This is a genomic window from Streptomyces hokutonensis (assembly GCF_042751305.1).
GTDB classification, from domain to species: Bacteria; Actinomycetota; Actinomycetes; order Streptomycetales; family Streptomycetaceae; genus Streptomyces; species Streptomyces hokutonensis_A.
Genome location: NZ_JBHYWD010000001.1, coordinates 998481 through 1018690, shown reverse-complemented (window position 1 = coordinate 1018690; position 20210 = coordinate 998481). Strand labels below are relative to the sequence as shown.

Genomic DNA, 20210 nt, shown 5'->3' with positions numbered 1-20210 from the left:
TCTGGTTGCTTCATCTCCTAGAGACACAGACAACCCCCGACACAAACACAAACATACACAACACCCTCAAGCACCTCAAAAGACCGGGCCCCGCCCCCCCCCACTTTCATGATGTCCTACGGCGTGAGGAGCAGCCGCGCGGCCAGGCGCATGTTGGTCTCCGCCTCCTCGGTGGTGAGCTCCTCCGTGAGCATGGCCACGAACAGGCCCCACCAGCCGTAGATGAGCAGACGGGCCCGGCTGCGGTCGGTCTCCGAGGCCTCGCGGACACCGCCGCGGAGCAGGCGCAGAATGGCCTGGCCCAGGGGGTTGTCGACGAGGTCCGTGCGGGCCTGGACGACGCTCGTGTACTCGGTGAACGACGACAGTGCCACCGCCGACGCGAGCAGGGGACTGTCCAGCAGCTTCACGCTGAGCGAGATGAGGAGTTCCGCGATCTCGGCGGCCGGGTCCGTGCCCTCCGCGGCGGCCGTGTGCCCGTGGCCGCCGACGAACTGCTCGATGTGCCACTCCAGGACCGCCATGAACAGATACGGCTTGGACGGGAAGTAGCGGTACAGCGTGGCGATGGCGACGCCGGCCTCCTTGGCCACGTCGTGCATCTGGACGCTGGCCAGTCCCTCGCGGGCGCCGAGTTCGGAGGCGGCGCGGAGGATGCGGACCCGGCGGGCGGCCTGGCCGCTCGACATCGGGGCCGCAGGTTGCCGTCCCTCAGCGGGTCTCGCCACGTCGTCCCCCCGGTCGTTGGGTGCTCCCGCCGACGCTCAGGACGCCTCGGGGCGGGTCAGGAAGGCCAGGACCGCGCTCTCCCAGGCCTCCTTCTGCTCGATCATGGCCCAGTGTCCGCAGTCGGGCAGCACATGCAGTTCCGCTTTGGGAATCGTACGCATCGGAATCAGGGCGCTCTCCAGCGGTGTGACCCGGTCGTCACGGCCCCAGGTCAGCAGCGTCGGCGCGGTGATCTTGTGGAGGGCGGCCCAGATGGGCTGGTCGGAGTGGGCCTGCGCGGCCTGCATGGCGGCCATGGCCTGCCGGCCGTAGATCCGCCGGGAGGCCTCCAGGGTCGCGGGCTCGGTGGCGCTCGCCCAGCGCTCCTCGATGAGTTCCTCGGTGAGGAGGGACGGGTCGTGGACCATCGACCGCAGCCACTGGACGAGGTTCTCGCGGGTCGGGTTCTCGGCGAACTCGACGAGCAGGTTGAGCCCTTCGCTGGGACCCGGCGAGAGGATGTTGCGGCCGACGCCTCCGATGGTGACGACCCGGCGGAACAGGTCCTTGTGCGCGACGGCGAGTCCGGCGGCGACGAAGCCGCCCATGGAGTTCCCGATGACGTCGACGCGGTCGAGGCCGAGGCCGTCGAGAAAGCGCAGGACTGCCTTCGGGGCCGCCATCATCGGGTTCTCGTCGGTGGGGTCGCTGATCCCGAACCCGGGGAATTCCAGGGCGAGACAGCGGAAGTGCTTCGCGAACAGGGGCAGATTTCCCCGGTAGTTGCGCCAGCCGGTCACGCCCGGACCGGAGCCGTGCAGCAGGAGCAGGGGCGGCCCGTCACCTGCCTCGTGATAGCGCAACGTGCCCTCGTCGGTGCGCAGTTCGCGCAGGGTGTCCTCAGCGGTGAGTGTCATGGCGGTGCGTGGCCTCCGGTCGCGGGGTGACGGGCGACAGTCACCGTGCCACCGCGTCCCAACCAGGTGTCGTACTTCTCCCGATCAGTGGGACGTGTACGACTCCTGGTCCGCCCGCCTGATTAGCGTCGGACCGCAAGGACTTGACGACGGTGATGGGAGAACCCTGATGGGTGTGCGCTCACTCGGGTATGTACGGCTGGAATCCAGTGACATCGAGAAATGGAAGGTGTTCGGGGCGGATTTCCTCGGCCTGATGCCTGTTGCGGGCGGCGACCCGGAATCCCTGTATTACCGGATGGACGACTATCCGGCCCGCATCGTGGTCTCCCCCGGTTCGCAGAGCGGGATGACCGCTCTGGGCTTCGAGGTCATCGACGAGCGGGAGTTGGCGAGGCTGGTCGCTGATGTCGAGAAGACCGGCATCAAGGTCACCGCCGGCACCGAGGACGAGGCCGCGGAACGCAGGGTCACCGGCTTCGTCAAGTTCAACGACCCGGGCGGCAACCCGGTCGAGCTGTTCTACGGCGCGATCCTCGACCACGTCCCGGTGCACACACCCCTGGTCTCGGGCTTCCTGACCGGTGACATGGGCTTCGGGCACGCGATCGTCTCCGCCGAGGACGCGCGCGGCACCTTCGACTTCTACGTCGACACCCTCGGCTTCATCGAGCGCAACACGATGCGCTCGCCGGGCGGCACGACGTGGTTCATGGGCTGCAACCCCCGCCACCACACCCTGGGCGTCACCCCGGCGCCGGGCCCCGGGCGGCTGCTGCACTTCATGGTCGAGGGCAGGACGCTCGACGACGTGGGCCGCGCCCTGGACCGGGCCGCGAAGCTCGAGGTCCCGATGATGCACTCGCTCGGCAAGCACACCAACGACCACATGGTGTCGTTCTACGTGTGGTCGCCTGAGAACTACGCCGTCGAGTTCGGCTGGAACGGCCTCAAGGTCCCGGAGCCGGTGCCCGTCTACGAGATCACCGACGGCGCGTTCTGGGGCCACCACTTCACCCCGCCGCCGCAGCCCGCCGGCTGAGCAGCACAGACACGACAAGAGCCCCACGGTCTACGGCCGTGGGGCTCCTCCACGTCAGCGCTCGACAGTGATGGCCCGCTCCGGGCAGGCCAACTCCCCGTCCCTGGCCGCCTGTTCCAGCTCCGGCGGCACCTCGCCGTCGTAGGGCAGCGCATAGCCGTCGCCGTCGAGCCGGAACACCTCCGGCGCCGCCGCCGCACACCTCGCGTGCCCGGAGCACAGCGAGGAGTCGATCGTGATCTTCATGCACAACTCCGTTCTACGGCTTGTTCGTCGAGCCCGCGTCGACGGTGAACTGGAGGCCGGTGACGTATCGCGACTCGTCCGAGGCCAGGAACAGGACGGCGTTCGAGACGTCGCGCGGCTCGACGTACGGGGCGAGGGGGTTCATCGCGGCGAGCGCGAACAGCGGCTCCCGCGCGGCGAGTTCCTCGATCGGGACGCCGACGGTGATGCCGGTGTCGCTGACTCCGGTGGGGTGCACGGTGTTCACCCGGATGCGGTGCGGGGCGAGTTCGTTGGACAGCGCCTTCATCAGGCCGACCACACCGTGTTTGCTGGCTGTGTAGTGGGCGTACGGCACGTGGCCGCGGATGCCGGCGGCCGAGCTGGTGATGATGACCGAACCGCCCTGCCCGGCCTCGATCATCCCCGGGATCGCGGCCCGTACCGTGTTCCAGGGGCCCTTGAGGTTGACGTCCATGACCACGTCCCAGGCCTCTTCCGAGAGGTCCCAGGCGGCGCCGATGCTCATCACCCCGGCGTTGGCCACGAGCGTGTCGAGCCGCCCGAACTCCTCCCGCGCCGCGTCGACGGCGGCCCGCATCTCCACGACCGAGCGCACATCGGCCTGGACGGCGACGCATCGACGGCCGGTGGCTCGCACCAACTCCGCGGTCTCCTCCAGCTGTTCCTTCGACGCCAGCGGGTAGGGCAGTTCGTCGCCGATGTCGTGGCACACGTCGGTGACGACGATGTCGGCGCCCTCCTCCGCCAACCGCACGGCGTGCGACCGACCTTGCCCACGGGCCGCCCCCGTGATGAGCGCAACCTTGCCCTCCACACGCCCCACGCCAACTCCCTCTCGTTCAACGGACATTCAGGTCCTCGGCGGCATCGCGCAACGCGCGCAGCCGGGAGTCGAGAAGTTCGCGCTCGGCCTCGTCGTCCGCGCCGAGTTCGGCGAGACGGCCGACCGTGAGGCCGATCTCCTCCTGCAGACGGCCGTACGCCTCGTCGCGGGTCAGCAGGTCGAGGTCGGTCCAGTCGGAGCGCTCGGACTCCGGGCGCCTGCTCATGCGGGGAGGTTGTAGAGGCGGCGGGTGTTCAACTCCACGATCTTGTGCACCTCGTCGTCCGGCACGTCCGCGAGGACCTCGGCCGCGTAGGCGCGGCTCTTGGGCCAGTAGGAGTCGGAGTGCGGGTAGTCGCACTCCCAGGTGATCTTGTCGACGCCGATGTGGTGGCGTACCTCCACACCGAACCGGTCGTCGATGAAGCAGCCGTGGAAGTGCTTGTGGAACAGGTCGGACGGCCGCACGGTCTGGTTGACGTTCTGGTAGAAGCGGTGCCGCTCCCAGGTGCCGTCGGCGCGCTCCAGCAGGTACGGTATCCAGCCGATCCCGCCCTCGGACAGGCCGATCTTCAGCCGCGGATGGTTGTGGAGGACCGGGGAGAACAGCAGGTCGGCGGCGGCGTACATCGAGTTGGTGGCGAACAGGGTGATCGTCACCGCGAAGGGCGCCTCCGGGGCTGTCCTGGGCGCCGCGCCCGAGGTGCCGAAGTGCAGGCACAGCGGCATGTCGGTCTCCTCGGCCGCCGTGAACACCGGGTCCCAGTGGTCGGTGTGGAACGACGGCAGGCCCAGCGGGACCGGGTTCTCCGGGAACGAGATCGCCTTGGCGCCCTTGGCCGCCGTACGCCGGATCTCGGCCGCGCAGGCGTCGACGTCCCACAGCGGCAGGATGACCAGCGGGATGAGGCGGCCGGGTGCGGTGGCGCACCACTCGTCGATCACGAAGTCGTTCCACGCCTGCACGCAGAGCAGGGCGAGTTGGCGGTCCTGTCCGTCCAGGAAGACGGTGCCGGCGAAGCGGGGGAACGACGGGAAGCACAGCGCGCCCCACACGCCGTCCAGGTCCATGTCCCGCAGCCGGGCCTTCGGGTCGTAGCAGCCCGGGATCATCTCGTCGTAGCGGGTCGGTTCGAGGCCGAACTCCTCGGGCGACTTGCCCGCCACGGCGTTCAGACCGATGTAGGGGTAGATGCGGCCCTCGTAGTTCCACACCTCGGCCGGGGCCTGGCCCTCTCCCCGCGCCTGCTCGACGATCCTCGGCCCGAGGTCCCGGTACTTCGCCGGCAGGCGGTCCGTCCACAGGCGCGGCGGCTCGATCAGGTGGTCGTCGGTCGACAGCAACTTCATCCATGGCTGCAATGGCATCGATGTGCTCCCTCGAATCTCATGGACTCTCTAGCACCGGCCGAATTGTGTGCACTGTTCAGATCCCACTGAACGGAAACCGACCAGCAGTCAGCAGACTTGATACCGATCATGGATCACGAACAGCACCATCGGACAGTATTCAGGCTACTCTTTTATCTCCGGCGGAAGGAGCCCCAGGATGGGCCGAGTACAGGACAAGGTCGTGTTCATCACCGGGGCGGCGCGCGGACAGGGCCGTGCCCACGCGCTCCGGCTGGCCGCGGAGGGCGCCGACATCATCGCCGTCGACCTGTGCGAGGACATCGCGACGAACGCGTATGCGCTGGCCACCCAGGACGACCTGGACGAGACCGTGCGGCAGGTCGAGAAGCTCGGGCGGCGCATCGTCGCGCGCAAGGCGGACGTACGGGATCCGGCGGCGCTGAAGGCGGCCGTGGCCGACGGGGTGGCCGAACTCGGGCGGCTGGACGCCGTGGTGGCGCAGGCCGGTATCGCCCCGCTCGGTCCCCAGCAGGGCGTCCAGGCTTTCGTCGACGCAGTCACCGTCGACTTCAACGGAGTCGTGCACGCCGTCGAGGCCGCGCTGCCGCATCTGCCCGACGGCGCCTCGATCGTGGCGACCGGTTCCATCGCGGCCCTGACCCCGGCGACGGTCGACAACCCGTCCAACGGCCCCGGTGGCCTGGGCTACTCCTTCGCCAAGCGCCAAGTGGCCGCGTTCGTCCACGACTTGGCGACGGTGCTGCTGTCCCGGCGGATCCGGGTCAACGGCCTGCATCCCACCAACGTCAACACGGACATGCTCAACAGCGACATCATGTACCGCTCGTTCCGGCCGGACCTCGAGAACCCGACCCGCGAGGACGCCCTGGAGTCCTTCCCCGCGACGACCGGGATGGACATCCCGTATGTCGAGCCGGAGGACGTCTCCGACATGGTGCTCTTCCTGGTCTCCGACGAGTCCCGCTACGTCACCGGGATGCAGATGCGGGTGGACGCCGGCGGCTATGTCCGCAAGCGCCCTCAACTCCCCACGTTCTGACGGTGTTTGCTAGGACATGAGGTCCAGGACCACCTTGCCGGTGGTCCTGCGCTCGGCGACATCGGTGAGGGCGTCAGCGACCTCCGCGAGGGGGTGGACTCGGGAGACCAGCGGGCGCATCCCGTCCCGGACCATCCCGGCGAGGGCACGGTCGGCAGCGGCCACGGCATCCGGGGCGTACTGCCGTACCGTACGGATCTCGAAGCCCCGGACGACCAGGTCCTTGAGCAGCACCAAATTCAGCGGGATGCGCGGTATCTTCCCGTCGGCGTACCCGACCGTGACGAACCGGCCGCCCCGGCGCAGCGCGCGCAGGGCCGCCTCCGCGTGGTCGCCGCCCACCGGGTCGATCACGAGGTGGGCGCCCTCGCCACCCGTCAACTCTCTTGTGCGGAGCTTGAGATCCTCGTGGACGTAGTCGACACCGGCCTCGGCCCCGAGCTTGCGGGCGACCGTCAGCCGCTCCTGGCTCGACGCGGCGGCGACCACCCGCATACCGAGCCGCGTCGCGATGTCGACCGCCGCCGAACCGACCCCGCCGGCCGCGCCGAGCACCGCCACCCACTCCCCCGCGCTGCCCTGTCCGACGGTGACGAGGGAGTGATAGGCGGTGGCGTACGTGACATGGAACGCGGCGGCGTGCACCATGTCGAGGCCCTCGGGCACCTGGCGCAGGCCCGCGACGGGCACGACGACCTGTTCGGCGAAGGCGCCGGTGAGTACCGCTCCGGCGACGGGTGAGCCGACGGCGGGACCGGACGCTCCTGGGCCCAACTCGGCCACCACACCCGCGAATTCGCTGCCGGGTGTGAAGGGCAGCGGCGCGGGAACCTGGTAGCGGTTCGCCACGAGGAGCACGTCAGGGAAGTTCACCGCCGCCGCGTGCACCTGGACCAGCACCTCGCCCGGTCCGGGCAGGAGGTCGTCCAGTTCGACGACCGAGAGGCCGCCGGGCGGCCCGTACTCCGTGCAGCGTGCGGCCTTCATCGGGTCCTCTCCACGGTCGGCATCGCCGGGTCACGGGGCAGGCCCAGCACCTGTTCGGCGATCGTGTTGCGCTGGATCTCGGCGGTGCCCGCGCCGATCGACGAGGCGCGGGTGCGCAGGAACCCCCATACCCAGCGCCCGCGTTGGACGGCATGCGGGTCGCGGCGGCCGAGGATGCCGTACGGTCCGAGCAGGTCGACCGCGAACTCGTGCAGTTCCTGCTCGAAGGTGACGATGGACAGCCGTGCCGTCGAAGAGGCGGGCCCCGGTTCGCCCTTGGCCATGATGTCGGCGATCGTGCGCATACCGGTCAGCCGCATGACACGGACACGGATCTCGAAGTCGGCGAGCCGGTCGCGGACGATCGGGTCGGCCGTCGCCCCGCGTTCACGGGCGAGTTCGATCAGCTCGTCCAACACCCGGCGGTACAGGGCCGCTTGGTTCATCGCCCCGGCCGCGCGCTCGTGTCCGAGGCTCGTGCGCACCAGCGGCCAGCCGCCGTTCTCCTCGCCGACGCGGTCGGCGACCGGGACGCGGACGTCGTCGAAGAAGATCTCGCAGAAGTGCGCGTCGCCGGTCAGGTCGCGCAGCGGCCGTACGGTCACTCCGGGGGCGTGGGCGTCGATCAGGAGGTAACTGATGCCGTCCTGGCGGGAGTCGGGCGGTCCGGTGCGGACGAGGGTGAAGAAGATGTCGGCGATGTCGGCCGAACTGTTCCACACCTTCTGCCCGTTGACGATGTACTCCTCGCCTTCTCGCCGTGCTGTCGTGCGCAACGCGGGGAGGTCCGAGCCCGCCTCCGGTTCGGAGTAGCCCTGGGCCCACACCGTGTCGCCGCGCAGCATGGGGCGCAGGTGGCGCTCCTTCTGCTCGGGCGTGCCGTACTTGATGAGGGTGGGCGCGGCGATGCCCAGTCCGGTACCCAGGGGTCCGGGGACGCGGGCGCGGGCGTACTCCTCCTGGTAGCCGACCTGGCGGGCGAAGGAGAGGTCCATGCCGCCGTACTCACGCGGCCAACTCGGGCCTGCGTAACCGGCGTCGTAGAGCGTGGCGAGCCATTTCTTCTGCCAGGCGACCCGCTCGACGGGGTCCTTGGGGTGACGCCCGGGGTGATGCTCCGTCAGAAAGGCCCGCAGCCGGGCGCGGAACTGCTCGTCGGTCTCGTCGGCTGTCATCGCGGTGCCATGCGGATGGCGCCGTCGAGGCGGACTGTCTGGCCGTTGAGGTACGGATTCTCCAGCATCTCCACGGCGAGGCGGGCGAAGTCGTCCGGGTCGCCGAGTCGCTTGGGGTGCGGGACGGAGGCGGCGAGGCCGTCGCGGATGTCGGCGCGGAGGCGGCCGAGCATCGGGGTGTCCATGATGCCGGGGGCGATGGTGTTCACCCGGATCTGCCAGCTGGCCAGGTCGCGGGCGGCGACGAGGGTGATGCCGTGGACTCCGGCCTTGGCGGCGGTGTATGAGGTCTGACCGATCTGGCCGTCGAACGCGGCGACCGACGCGGTCAGCACCACGGCGCCCCGATCGCCGTCGACGACCTCGTTGCCGGCGAGACGGGCGGCGGCGAGGCGCAGGACGTTGTAGGTGCCGATCAGGTTGACACGTATGACCTCGGCGAAGGTGTCGAGTTCGCCGGGGGTACGGTCGCGGTCGATGATCCGGGTGCGGTCGCCGCCGCGTCCCGCGCAGTGCACGACGGCGCGCAGGGTGCCGAGTTGCTCGGCTTCTTCGAGGGCGGCCGTGACCTCGGCCGGGTCGGTGACGTCGGCGCGGACGAAGCGTGCGGCCTCGCCGAGGTCGGCGACGGCTTTGACGCCCTGCTCCTCGGAGATGTCGGCGAGGACGACACGTCCGCCGCGTTCGATGATGCGGCGCGCGGTGGCGAGACCGAGCCCGGAGGCGCCGCCGGTGACGAGTGCCGCTGAACCGTCGATGTTCACACCCAACTCCTCATGGACTGCGGGGTTTTGAAGGCGCGTTCTGCTGGGTCTCAGAGGCCCAGGGACTTGCTGATGATGAGCTTCATGACCTCGCTGGTGCCGCCGTAGATGCGGGTCACCCGGGCGTCCGCGTACAGGCGGGCGATCGGGGACCCGAGGATGTAGCCGTAGCCGCCGTGCAGTTGGAGACAGCGGTCGACCACGCGCCCCTGTGTCTCGGTGCAGACCAGCTTGGTGCGGGCCGCGTCCACGGGGTCCAGTTCGCCGGCGACGAGCGCGGTGATCGCCGCGTCGAGCAGCGCCTGCGCGGCCGTCAACTCGGCGTTCAGGGAGGCGAGTTCGAACTTCGTGTTCTGGAACTGGGCAAGCGGCTTCCCGAACACGTTCCGGTCGCGGACGTAGGCGACGGTCAGGTCGATCGCGGTCCGCGCTTGCGCCACCGCGCCGACCGCGATGGCCAGGCGTTCCTGGGCGAGGTTGCGACCGAGGAGGGTGAAGGCCGCGCCTTCCTCGCCGAGGAGGTTGGCGGCGGGCACGCGGACGTCGTCGAAGGCGAGTTCCACGGTGTCCTGGACGGCCAGGCCGATCTTCTCCAGTTTGCGTCCCACCGTGAAGCCGGGCATGCCCTTCTCCACGACGAGGAGCGAGAGACCGGCGCGCCGGTTGTCCGGGTCCACGGCGGTGCGGGCGACCACGATCACCAGGTCGGCGTGGTGGCCGCCGGTGATGAAGGTCTTGGCACCGTTGAGTATGAAGTGGTCGCCGTCGCGGACCGCCCGGGTGGTGATGCCTGCGAGGTCGGAGCCGGTGGCGGGCTCGCTCATCGCGATCGCGGTGTACAGCTCGCCGGAGGCCAACCCCGGTAGCCAGCGCGCCCGTTGCTCGGCATTGGCCAGGCCGGTGAAGTACGGGACGACGATGTCCAGGTGGGTGCGCAGGCCGCCGAGCGTGACGCAGGCCCGCGCGCACTCCTCCTGGATCACGGCGTTGTAGCGGTAGTCGTCCTGACCGCCTCCGCCGTACTTCTCCGGGATCGACGTGCCGATGATGCCGAGTTTGCCCAGTGCGGTGAACAGGTCCCGGGGGACGAGTCCGGCGCGCCGCCAGTCCTCGTACGACGGGACGACCTCGCGGGCGATGAAGTCACGGACCAGCAGACGGAAGTCCTCATGGGTCTCTTCGAACAGGGTCCGGCGCATCGGATCTCCTTCGGCTCGACCTATTCAGTATACCTAATTAGTCTCGTCGCACACAGGGCTGATCCAGCAGAACGCCCCATGAGCCCGAAGGCCGCATGGGGCGTTGCAGGTTGAGCGTCAGGGAATCAGTGCCACCAGGGGATCAGCGCGTCCAGGTGGCGGCGCATCCGGTGCCGGGCCACTCCGGCGTCGCCCTCGACGATGGCGTCGAGAATCCGCTGGTGGACGTGCTGGACCTCCTCGGCCGCAGTGTCGCCGGGCAGCGGCCGGTCGTGGCCGGAGGCGTGGCGGCGGAACAGCTCCGTGATGATCGACAGGAACAGCGACAGCACCGGGTTGTCGGAGAGCGCGGCCAGTTCGGTGTGGAAGAGGTCGGCCTTGCGCGGGTCGTCGGCGGGGCCCTCCGTGCTCCAGCGGACGGCCTTGCCCAGCCGTTCGGTCACCTCTTTGTCGCCCTCCGCGACTCTGGCGGTGACCCGGGCGACGATGCCCAGTTCGATGGCGTTGCGGACGATCCGCAGGTCGTCGGCGGTGACGCCCTGGTACTCCAGGAAGAGCGCCATGGTGTCGATGCTGGCCTGCGGTTCGGGTTCGGTGACGATCAGGCCGCCGCCGGGGCCGCGGCGCATCCGGGCGACCGAGTGGTACTCCAACAGCCGTACGGCTTCCCGGAGTACGGCCCGGCTGATGGAGTACCGGGCCAGCAGATCCGCTTCCGAGCCGAGCACCATGCCGGTCTGCCAGCCGCGCGCGGCGATGTCGTCGTGGATGCGCGCCGCGACCACCTCGGCGAGCTTGGCCCGCGGCCCCTCGACCAGTTCGGGCTCGACCACATTGCCCGCGATCCGCTGCCCGCGCCGCACCCGGTGCTTCTCGATCCAGCCGGCCACCGACTCCAGATGCGCGGTCAACTCCGTCTGGGCGCGGGCCCCGTCGTCGGCGATCACCGCGTCGACGACAGCCTTGTGCGCACGGTGCGAGGTGTCCTTCGCCGCATGCATCTCGGTCTTGGAGACACGGCGGGAGGTGTGCGCGTAGCGGGCGGTGAGCCGGGTGAGCACGTCGACGAAGAGGTGCAGTACCGGGTTGCCCGACAGTTGGGCGAGCACGGGGTGGAGGGGGTCCTGCGAGTGGACGCCGGGGTCGTCCCAGTGATCGAGTTCGGCGTCGAGCGTGGTGCGGAGGGTGTCGATGCCCTGTTCGGTGATGCGGTCGGCGGCGAGTCCGGCGGCGATCGGCTCCAGCAGGAGGCGGGCCTGGAGCAGGTCGGTGACGCTCGTGCCGACGTATTCGAGGTAGATCACCATGGCACGGGTGGCCGGTCCGGCGTCGGGTGCGCAGACGATCAGGCCACCGTTCGGGCCGCGCCGCATCCTGGCCACCTGGTGGTGCTCGACGAGCCGTACCGCCTCGCGCAGCACCGCACGGCTCACCCCGAGCCGCTCCCGCAGGTCCACCTCGGAGCCCAACGACTCGCCCACCGGCCAGCCCTGGCGGATCACGGTCGCCTCGATACGGCGGGCGGTCTGCGCGGCCAGCTTGCCGACCGGGATGCCGGTCTCGCCGTCGGCGGGCTCGCGGTCGACGGCAGTCGCCATGGCCAACTCCTCTGGGGCGGATATTGCGGATCCCCAGTCTATTCGTCACCTGGGCCGGAGGCGTGCGCTTCGAGCACCTGGAACCTATATGAGGCCACTTTTTCTGGTCCCGGCCCTTGGCAGGTGGGTGATCGGCCTGGTTAAAGTGGCCTCATTTCAGGGCCGCGGCATGAGAACAGGGAGCCGACAGCGATGCGTCTGGAGTCCACGCCCGAGCTCGAAGCGTTCCGGAGGAAGGTGCGCGCGTTCGTCGCCGAGCACGCTCCCGGCACCAAGACCCATGCGGGGGTGCGCGCGCCGGAGCCCGAACTGATGCCGGCGATCCGGAAGTGGACGGCGAAACTGTACGAGGCGGGCTTCCTCGGCATCGACTGGCCTGCCGAGTACGGAGGCCGGCCCGACGCGCATCCGCTGGAGCCGTCCGTCGTGGCCGAGGAGATCGCCCGCGCCCGCACCTGGCAGCCGATCGGCGCCGCCTCGCTGGCCTCGGCCGCGCTGCTGGAGTTCGGCACCGACGAGCAGCGGGCGCGCTTCCTGCCCCGCATCCGCTCCTGCGAGGACGTGTGGTGCCAGCTGTTCAGCGAGCCGGAGGCGGGCAGCGACCTGGCTGCGCTGCGGACGCGGGCGGTCCGCGAGGGTGAGGGCGACGACGCGGTGTTCGTCGTGGACGGCCAGAAGGTGTGGACGACCAATGGCCAGCACGCCGACATGGGTTATCTGCTCGCGCGCACCGATCGCGAGGCTCCGAAGCACAAGGGCATCACGGCCTTCGCCCTCGATCTGCGCAGCCCCGGCGTCGACATCCGCCCGTTGCGGGAGATCACCGGGACGACCGACTTCAACGAGGTGTTCCTCGACGGCGTGCGCATCCCGGCCGCGAACGTGATCGGGCGGGTGAACGACGGCTGGCGGGTGGCGATGAGCAGCCTCGGTCACGAGCGGTCCGGGGTGGGCGCCCGCGGTGTCGAACTGACCGCCGTACTGGACGACTTGCTGAGCCTCGCGGCGCGCACGTCGGTCAACGGCCGGCCCGCGCTGGACGACTCCGCGACCCGGCAGACGATCGGCGAACTGGCCACGCGGGTTCACGTGAACGCCGCGCTGCTCGACCTCGCCCGGTCTCGGATGCTGCACGACACGGAAGGACCTGCCGACGCTCTCCTCGGCAAGATCTTCTTCAGCGAGCTGAACCACGACCTGGTCGACTTCGGCCTCGGCCTCCAGGGCACGGACGGGCTCTTGATCGAGGGCGACGAGGACGCCGTAGCGGACGGCTGGTGGCAGGACGCGCATCTGTACTCGCGAGCGTACACGATCGCGGGCGGGGCGAACGAGGTGCTGCGGACGCAGGTGGCCGAGCGGGGGCTCGGTATGCCGCGGGAGCCTCGCCGACCCGCCCAGACGTCAAATAGACCATCCGGTCAATAAATAGAGTTCACATTCCTTGAAGGTTTCCTGGAGATTGATTGTACCGATCGGTCGACGTATGGTTCCGTCAGGTGTGGGGCCGACGAGAGGACGACAGAACCATGACCGAGAGCGTGGCCGGAACCGACGTCTCCGAGGACCTGCCGGAGTACCCGTCGCCCCGATCGGGCGAGTGCCCCTTCGCTCCGCCGCCGGGGCTGCTGAAGCTGCACGACTCGGGCAAGGCGCTGGTGCGGGCGAGGACATGGGACGGTACGACCCCGTGGGTGGTCACGACGCACGCGGCCCAGCGGCAGCTGCTGACCGATCCCCGGCTCAGCGCGAATATCGGGGCGCCCGGATATCCGCACACGACCGAGGCGATGAAGGCGCACGCGGCGCATATCCAGCCGTCGATCAACAACACCGACGGGGCCGAGCACACGCGGTGGCGGCGGATGCTCACGAGTTCGTTCACCCGGCACCGGATGGAGAAGATCCGCCCGGAGATCCAGCGGATCACCGACGACCTCATCGACAAGATGCTGGCGGGCCCCAACCCGGCCGAGCTGAACGAGGCGCTGTCGCTCCCACTGCCGTCGCTGATGATCTGCGCGCTGCTCGGGGTGCCGTACGAGGACCATGACTTCTTCCAGGAGCACGCGGGTGTGACCAACGCGCGCTTCAAGACCCCGGAGCGGGCGGCGGAGAGCACGGCGGCCGTGCGCCGCTACATCGCCGGGCTCATCGAGGCGAAGATGGAGGATCCCGGCGAGGACGTCCTCTCCGACCTCGGCGCGCGCATCAAGGCGGGCGAGCTGTCGATGGAGGAGGCGGCCCCTCTCGGGCACATCCTGCTCGTCGCCGGGCACGACACCAGCGCCAACATGATCACGCTGGGCACCGCGCTGCTGCTGCAGAATCCCGACCAACTCGCGGGCCTGCGCGAGCACTCCGACGACGCGAAGTATGTGACGAGCACGGTGGAGGAGCTGCTGCGCTACCTCACCATCCCGCATCTGCTGGCGCGCCGGGCCGTCGTCGAGGACATCGAGATCGACGGTGAGGTCATCCGCGCGGGCGAGGGCGTGATCGCGTCGCTGCCGGCCGCCAACTGGGACCCGCAGGCGTTCCCCGACCCCGAGAAGCTCGACCTCACCCGTGCCGCGGCCCACCATCACGCCTTCGGCTGGGGCCCGCACCAGTGCGTGGGCCAGCAGCTCGCGCGCATCGAACTGCACGTCGTCTTCAGCACGTTGTTCCGCCGGATCCCGACGCTGCAACTCGCCGTGGACGTCTCGGAGTTGAAGTTCAAGGAGGACTCGCAGGCCTACGGCATCTACGAGTTGCCCGTCGCCTGGTAGTTCGCCGCCCGTACACGGAGCCGGGCTCCGCGACGGCGGCATCTGCGGCACCGACGCCGCCGACTGGTTCCTCCCGGTCGAAGGCGGCGCCACGACCCCTCCGCGTCCGTTCATGCCCTTCATCCCCATTGCACCCCCTGCACCCCGGCATCGAACAACCGCTCGACGACACAGCAGAAGGTTCACATCAGGACATCGGACGAAACGCTGTCGAATGCTTGTCGGAAATCACGGGCGACGGTGAAAGATGGGTCCAGTCGCTGAGCGGGTTGGGGGAAGCGAACGCCATGGTGCATGTTCACTTGCTGGGGCCCGTGGAACTGTCGATCGGGGGGCGCGTCTCGGAAGTGGGACCGCCGCAGCGCCGTACGGTGATGGCCGCCCTGGCCGTCGAGGTCGGCCGGCCCGTCACGGTGGCCACGCTCATCGACCGGGTCTGGGACGCCGACCCGCCGGACGCGGCACGACGGGCGGTGCGCGCCCACATCGCCATGATCCGGCGAGTGTGCGAGCAGGCCACCGACCGTGGTGCGCAGCCGTTGCGCCTGGTGCGCCGTTCGGGCGGCTATGTGCTGGACGCCGACCCGCGGCAGGTCGACGTCCACCGGTTCCGGCAGTTGGTCGACCGCGCCCAGCAGGCGCAGCAGACGGACGACGCGAAGGCCTCACTCCTGCGCGAGGCGTTCGGTCTGTGGCGCGGGGAGCCGCTCAGCGGCCTGCACGGGCAGTGGGCCGCGCGCATGCGCGAGACCTGGCAGCGCCGGCGGGTGGACGCCGTGGTCGGCTGGGCCCGTGTCGAGTTGCGCCGCGGCGACCCTGCCGCCGTCATCGGCCCGCTGGCCGACCTGCTCGCCGAGTACCCGCTGGTGGAGCCCCTGGCCGAAATGCTGATGCGGACCCTGTACGACGCCGGACGCAGTGCGGAGGCACTGGACCGCTACGCCACCGTACGGCGGTGGCTTGCGGAGGAACTCGGCGCGGAACCCGGACCGGCCCTGCGCACGCTTCACCAGGCGATCCTCCGCGGTCACCGGCCGCTGTCCGCCGGCCCCCGACCGGCAGGGGCGTCGTCCCGTCGGGTGACAGCGCCGGGCGCGCCCCCAGTGCTGCGCCTTCTTCCGGAGCCGCGCCCGGCCCCGGAGCCCGAAGCGTCGGCGAGACGGCAGGCGGCCGAGACTCCGTCCCAACTCCCCGTCGCGGTACGCGGTTTCACCGGCCGCGACGAGGAGATGACCCGGCTCCTGTCGATCCTCGACGCGGCCCGGGGAGAATCCCCCGCGGTGGTGATATCGGCTGTCTCCGGTATGGCGGGAGTCGGGAAGACGGCGCTCGCGGTCCATTGGGCGCGCCAGATGGAGAGCGCCTTCCCCGACGGGCAGCTCTACGTGAACCTGCGCGGGTTCGATCCCCGGGGTTCGGTGGTGACTCCGACGGAGGCGGTACGGGGGTTCCTGGACGCGTTCGGCGTACACCCCGAACGTATCCCGCTCGGCCTGGAGGCCCAAGTGGGCCTGTACCGCAGCCTGTTGGCGGGGCGGCGGGTCCTCGTCGTCCTGGACAACGCCTTGGACGAGCAGCAGGTACGGCCGCTGCTGCCGGGGGCGGCGGGCTGCATGGCGCTGGTGACCAGCCGGAACCGGCTGACCGGACTCGCCGTCTCGGAGGGGGCCCACATGCTGTCCGTGGACGTGCTCGGTCCCGGCGCGGCCAGGGACGTACTGGCGGAGCGGATCGGAAGGGACCGGCTGACGGCCGAACCCGATGCCGTGAATGACATCGTTGCCCGCTGTGCGGGGCTGCCGCTGGCCCTCGCGGTGGTGGCGGCTCGGGCGGACGCACAGCCGCACCGGCCACTGAGCACGCTCGTGCGGGAGTTGCGGGAGGAGCGGAACCGGCTGGACGCACTGGACGCGGGCGAGTCGGCGAGCCAGGTGCGGGCCGCCTTCTCCTGGTCCTACCGCGCTCTCAGCACCGGTGCCGCGCGGTTGTTCCGGCTGCTCGTGCTGCACCCGGGACCGGACGCGGGACTGGCCGCGGTCGCCGCACTGGCGGGGAGACCACCGCAGGAGACCCGGGAGTTGCTGTCCGAACTCACCAGAGGGCACCTGCTGTCCGAACACGCCCCGGGCCGGTACACGTTCCACGACTTGCTGCGCGTGTACGCGGGAGAACTCCTCGCCGAGCAGGACGACGCGTGGATACGGCGGGCGGCGCTGCACCGCATGCTGGACCACTACCTGCACACCGCGCGAGCGGCCGACGCGCTGGTGACCCCGCAGCCCAATCCGGTCTCCCTGCCGGCGGCCAGGCGTGGAGCCAACGTGGAGAGGCCGGTCGACTACGACCGGGCGCTGGCCTGGTTCACGGCCGAATGCGCGGTGCTCCTGGAGGTCGTGCGCCAGGCGCCGGAGGGCTTCGAGGGCCATGTCTGGCGGCTCACCGCGGTCCTCACCACCTACCTGGACCGCAACGGCTACTGGCCGGCACTGGAGGACGTCGGCCGCCGCGCGCTGGCGGCGGCGCGCCTGCACCACGACCGCGCCGGGGAGGCCTGCGCCCACCGCAGTCTGGGACTGGCCCTGGACCGCTTACGGCATCCCGATCCGGCCCGTGAACACTACGCGAGGGCCCTGGAGTTGTTCGCCGAGCTGGGCAGCGACGCCGGGCAGGCCAGGACGTACCAGCATCTCGCCCGTCTGTCGGGAACGCAGGGCGACCGCCGGCAGGCCCTTGAACTGGCCCGTCGCAGTCTGCGGCACTATCGCGCGGCGGGTGACCGCGCCGGCCAGTCGGCCGCGTTGAACCACATCGGCTGGCAGCTGGCGCACCTGGGCGAGCACCACCAGGCGCTGGCTCACTGTGAACAGGGCCTGGCCCTGGCCCAGGCGGCCGGGGACGTCAACGGACTGGCCCACACCTGGGACAGCCTGGGCTACATCCACCGTCAACTGGGCCAGGATCGGCGGGCGGTGGAGTGTTATCGGCAGGCGACGGAGCTGTTCCACGCCACGGGGGAACGCATCCACGAGGCCAGATGCCTGACCTGCCTGGGCGACTGCTACGACAGCACCCACCAGCCCGCCCCCGCGCAGGAAACCTGGGCCCAGGCCTTGGCGATCACGGACGAACTGGGCCTGCCGGAGGACGAGTTGCTACGGAAGGAGATCCATCAGCGCCTGCTTCGGTGAGGGATGCTCCGGGTCAGCGAAGCAGTTCGACGATCGTGGCGTTCGCGGTGCCGCCGCCCTCGCACATCGTCTGGAGGCCGTAGCGCAGGTTCCGCTGCCGCATCCGGGCGAGCAGCCGGGTCATCAGGATGGCTCCTGAGCCACCGAGCGGGTGGCCGACCGCTATCGCTCCGCCCAGGGGGTTGAGCCGCTCGGGGTCGGCGCCGGTCTCGGCCAGCCACGCCAACGGAACGGGTGCGAAAGCCTCGTTGACCTCGAAGGCCCCGATGTCGTCGATCCCGAGCCCGGACCTGCGCAGTACCTTCTCCGTCGCGGGGATCGGCCCCGTCAGCATCATGATCGGGTCCGCGCCGCTGACCGCGCCGGAGTGGTAGCGGGCGATCGGCTTGAGGCCCAACTCCCTTGCCCGTTCGGGAGTTGTGATGAGGAGCGCGGCGGCGCCGTCGGAGATCTGGGAGGCGTTCCCGGCGTGGATCACACCGTCCTCCTTGAACGACGGCTTGAGTTTGGCGAGGGTCTCGACCGAAGTGCCGCGCCGCAGGCCCTCGTCGACGGTGAACTTGGTGCCGTCGACCTCGATGGGCACGATGTGGTCGTCGAAGATCCCCGAGTCGATCGCCGCGGCGGCCTTGGCGTGCGACTCGGAGGCGAACTCGTCCAGGCGGGTGCGGGTGAGGCCCCACCGCTCCGAGATCAGCTCGGCGCCGACGCCCTGGCTGAACTGGAACCCGGCGTAGCGTTCCAGGACTTTCGGTCCGTACGGCTGTCCGGTGGTCCGGTGCGAGCCCAGCGGGACCCGGGTCATGGTCTCCACTCCCCCGGCCACCACGAGGTCGTACTGCCCTGCCATCACGGCGTGCGCGGCGGAGTCGACGGCCTGTTGGCTGGAACCGCAGGCCCGGTTGATGGTCACCCCGGGCACGTGCTCGGGCCAGCCCGCGGCCAGTGCCGCGAAGCGGGCGATGTTGCTCGACTGGTCGCCGATCTGGGTGACACAGCCCCACATCACGTCGTCCACGGTGCCGGGGTCCACGCCGGTGCGTTCCACCAGGGCGGTCAGTACGTGTGCCGACAGGTCGGCCGCGTGCACGGCGGCCAGGGAGCCGTTGCGCTTGCCGATGGGCGTGCGTACGGCGTCGACGATGACGGCCTCGGGCATGGCAGGGTCCTTTCGGTCAGTGGGGGAACTGGACGGCGGCGCCGCTGTCGACGAGTCCGTCGGCGTCGGCGATCTCCCAGTCCCGGAGGACGGCGAGCGTGTCGGCGCCCACGGGTGGGGCCGCGGGGCCGGGGCTCGACGGTGTCGCCGAGAAGCGGGGTGCCGCGGCGGGCTGCACGACGCCGTCGCGGGTGAACAGGCTTCCCCGCGCGGCCAGTTGGGGGTGTGCCGCAGCCTCGGTGAGGCCGAGAACGGGTGCGACGCAGGCGTCGGTGCCCTCGAACAGGGCCGTCCATTCGTCGCGGGTGCGCTCGGCGAAGCGTTCGGCCAGCCGGCGGCGCAGCTCCGGCCAGGTCGACCGGTCGTGCTGAAGTCCGGGGTCGACGTCGAGCTTCAGCAGTTCGATCAGGCGCCGGTAGAACTTGGCTTCGAGGGCGCCGACCGCCACATGTCCGCCGCCCTTGGTCTCGTAGACGGCGTAGAACGGCCAGCCGCCGTCGAGTTGGTTGACGCCCCGCTCGTCGGTCCAGGCCCCGCGCCCGAGTTTACCGAAGGTGCTCGCCAGGAGATGGGCCGTCCCGTCGACGATGGCCGCGTCGACCACCTGGCCAACTCCCGTACGCCCTACGGCATACAGGGCGGCCAGCACACCGATCACGAGGTAGCAGCCGCCGCCCCCGAAGTCGCCCACCAGATTGAGCGGTATCTGCGGGGGTCCCGCCGCATCGCCGATCGCGCCGAGCGCGCCGGTGAGGGCGATGTAGGTGAGGTCGTGTCCGGCGGCTGCGGCGAGCGGTCCGGTCTGGCCCCAGCCGGTCATCCGGCCGTAGACCAGGCGGGGGTTGCGGGCCAGGCACTCGTGGGGTCCGATGCCGAGGCGTTCGGTGACGCCGGGGCGGAATCCCTCGATCAACACATCGGCGCGCTTGGCGAGTTGGAGGAGAACGGCGGGTCCTTCCGGGTGTTTCAGGTCGAGTACGACCGATCGCTTGCCCCGGTTGAGGACGTCCGCGGAGCCGCCCGCATCGGACTCGGCCGCACGCTCGGGCCGGTCCACCCGGACGACCTCCGCGCCGAGGTCGGCGAGGAGCATCCCGCCGAACGGGCCTGGCCCGATGCCGCCCAGCTCCACCACGCGGCAGCCCGACAGCGGTCCTGTGGTCACAACACCCTCCCTGGCAGCCCGAGTTGAGAATCCCGATACTTCGTTGGCGCAG

General features: G+C 70.1%; 18 protein-coding genes. 5 read left to right on the top strand and 13 right to left on the bottom strand.

Translation table 11 applies throughout. The features are described 5' to 3' along the window. Positions 1-116: 116 nt before the first annotated feature. Positions 117-689, bottom strand: a complete 573-nt coding sequence (locus tag ACFXC1_RS04725) for a TetR/AcrR family transcriptional regulator (protein WP_381238717.1) — start codon at positions 687-689, stop codon at positions 117-119. Positions 690-764: 75 nt separating this feature from the next. Next, a complete protein-coding gene (locus ACFXC1_RS04720; RefSeq protein WP_381238714.1) occupies positions 765-1625 on the bottom strand; it encodes an alpha/beta fold hydrolase in 861 nt (286 codons plus the stop codon). Between the two features lie 169 nt (positions 1626-1794). Between ACFXC1_RS04720 and ACFXC1_RS04715 the strand changes: the two genes are divergently transcribed. Then, positions 1795-2667 (top strand): VOC family protein, encoded by an 873-nt coding sequence (locus ACFXC1_RS04715; protein ID WP_381238711.1) that lies wholly within the window; start codon positions 1795-1797, stop codon positions 2665-2667. Positions 2668-2721: 54 nt separating this feature from the next. On the opposite strand, the gene ACFXC1_RS04710 is transcribed toward ACFXC1_RS04715, so the two are convergent. Genes ACFXC1_RS04710 through ACFXC1_RS04695 form a run of 4 tightly spaced genes read right to left on the bottom strand, consistent with a single transcriptional unit; the run spans position 2722 to position 5107 of the window. Further along, entirely contained in the window at positions 2722-2913 is a 192-nt protein-coding gene (locus ACFXC1_RS04710) for a ferredoxin (RefSeq protein WP_381238709.1), read from the bottom strand. 13 nt (positions 2914-2926) lie between these two features. Next, positions 2927-3739 (bottom strand): mycofactocin-coupled SDR family oxidoreductase, encoded by an 813-nt coding sequence (locus ACFXC1_RS04705; protein ID WP_381238706.1) that lies wholly within the window; start codon positions 3737-3739, stop codon positions 2927-2929. 16 nt (positions 3740-3755) lie between these two features. Then, on the bottom strand, positions 3756-3965 hold the full coding sequence (locus ACFXC1_RS04700; RefSeq protein WP_381238703.1) for a hypothetical protein: 210 nt from the start codon (positions 3963-3965) through the stop codon (positions 3756-3758). Further along, positions 3962-5107, bottom strand: coding sequence for an amidohydrolase family protein (locus tag ACFXC1_RS04695; RefSeq protein ID WP_381238701.1), 1146 nt, complete (start codon positions 5105-5107; stop codon positions 3962-3964). The genes ACFXC1_RS04700 and ACFXC1_RS04695 overlap by 4 nt, the downstream gene beginning before the upstream one ends. Positions 5108-5288: 181 nt before the next feature. Here ACFXC1_RS04695 and ACFXC1_RS04690 point away from each other — a divergent pair, with 181 nt between their 5' ends. Then, on the top strand, positions 5289-6152 hold the full coding sequence (locus ACFXC1_RS04690) for a mycofactocin-coupled SDR family oxidoreductase (protein ID WP_381238698.1): 864 nt from the start codon (positions 5289-5291) through the stop codon (positions 6150-6152). A 9-nt stretch (positions 6153-6161) separates the two neighbouring features. On the opposite strand, the gene ACFXC1_RS04685 is transcribed toward ACFXC1_RS04690, so the two are convergent. The 5 genes from ACFXC1_RS04685 to ACFXC1_RS04665 all read right to left on the bottom strand — a co-directional run bounded on the left by ACFXC1_RS04685 (position 6162) and on the right by ACFXC1_RS04665 (position 11875). Next, a complete protein-coding gene (locus ACFXC1_RS04685; RefSeq protein WP_381238695.1) occupies positions 6162-7139 on the bottom strand; it encodes an NADPH:quinone oxidoreductase family protein in 978 nt (325 codons plus the stop codon). Continuing rightward, positions 7136-8314: an acyl-CoA dehydrogenase family protein gene (locus ACFXC1_RS04680; RefSeq protein ID WP_381238692.1), complete on the bottom strand. Its 1179-nt coding sequence runs from the start codon at positions 8312-8314 to the stop codon at positions 7136-7138. The genes ACFXC1_RS04685 and ACFXC1_RS04680 overlap by 4 nt, the downstream gene beginning before the upstream one ends. Continuing rightward, on the bottom strand, positions 8311-9078 hold the full coding sequence (locus ACFXC1_RS04675; RefSeq protein WP_381238690.1) for an SDR family NAD(P)-dependent oxidoreductase: 768 nt from the start codon (positions 9076-9078) through the stop codon (positions 8311-8313). The genes ACFXC1_RS04680 and ACFXC1_RS04675 overlap by 4 nt, the downstream gene beginning before the upstream one ends. A 50-nt stretch (positions 9079-9128) precedes the next feature. Continuing rightward, positions 9129-10277: an acyl-CoA dehydrogenase family protein gene (locus tag ACFXC1_RS04670; protein WP_381238688.1), complete on the bottom strand. Its 1149-nt coding sequence runs from the start codon at positions 10275-10277 to the stop codon at positions 9129-9131. Positions 10278-10402: 125 nt separating this feature from the next. Continuing rightward, positions 10403-11875 carry a FadR/GntR family transcriptional regulator gene (locus ACFXC1_RS04665; protein ID WP_381238685.1) on the bottom strand — a complete coding sequence of 491 codons (1473 nt, stop codon included), beginning with the start codon at positions 11873-11875 and terminating at the stop codon, positions 10403-10405. Between the two features lie 192 nt (positions 11876-12067). Between ACFXC1_RS04665 and ACFXC1_RS04660 the strand changes: the two genes are divergently transcribed. The 3 genes from ACFXC1_RS04660 to ACFXC1_RS04650 all read left to right on the top strand — a co-directional run bounded on the left by ACFXC1_RS04660 (position 12068) and on the right by ACFXC1_RS04650 (position 17834). After that, positions 12068-13303 (top strand): acyl-CoA dehydrogenase family protein, encoded by a 1236-nt coding sequence (locus ACFXC1_RS04660; protein WP_381238682.1) that lies wholly within the window; start codon positions 12068-12070, stop codon positions 13301-13303. A gap of 101 nt (positions 13304-13404) precedes the next feature. Next, entirely contained in the window at positions 13405-14646 is a 1242-nt protein-coding gene (locus ACFXC1_RS04655) for a cytochrome P450 (protein ID WP_381238679.1), read from the top strand. 287 nt (positions 14647-14933) lie between these two features. After that, positions 14934-17834 (top strand): AfsR/SARP family transcriptional regulator, encoded by a 2901-nt coding sequence (locus ACFXC1_RS04650; protein WP_381238676.1) that lies wholly within the window; start codon positions 14934-14936, stop codon positions 17832-17834. A gap of 13 nt (positions 17835-17847) precedes the next feature. Here ACFXC1_RS04650 and ACFXC1_RS04645 read toward each other — a convergent pair whose 3' ends face one another. Together ACFXC1_RS04645 and ACFXC1_RS04640 are read right to left on the bottom strand one after the other, a co-directional pair. Continuing rightward, positions 17848-18993, bottom strand: coding sequence for a thiolase family protein (locus tag ACFXC1_RS04645; protein WP_381238673.1), 1146 nt, complete (start codon positions 18991-18993; stop codon positions 17848-17850). A gap of 16 nt (positions 18994-19009) precedes the next feature. After that, positions 19010-20158 carry a CaiB/BaiF CoA transferase family protein gene (locus tag ACFXC1_RS04640; RefSeq protein WP_381238671.1) on the bottom strand — a complete coding sequence of 383 codons (1149 nt, stop codon included), beginning with the start codon at positions 20156-20158 and terminating at the stop codon, positions 19010-19012. Positions 20159-20210: the final 52 nt, after the last annotated feature.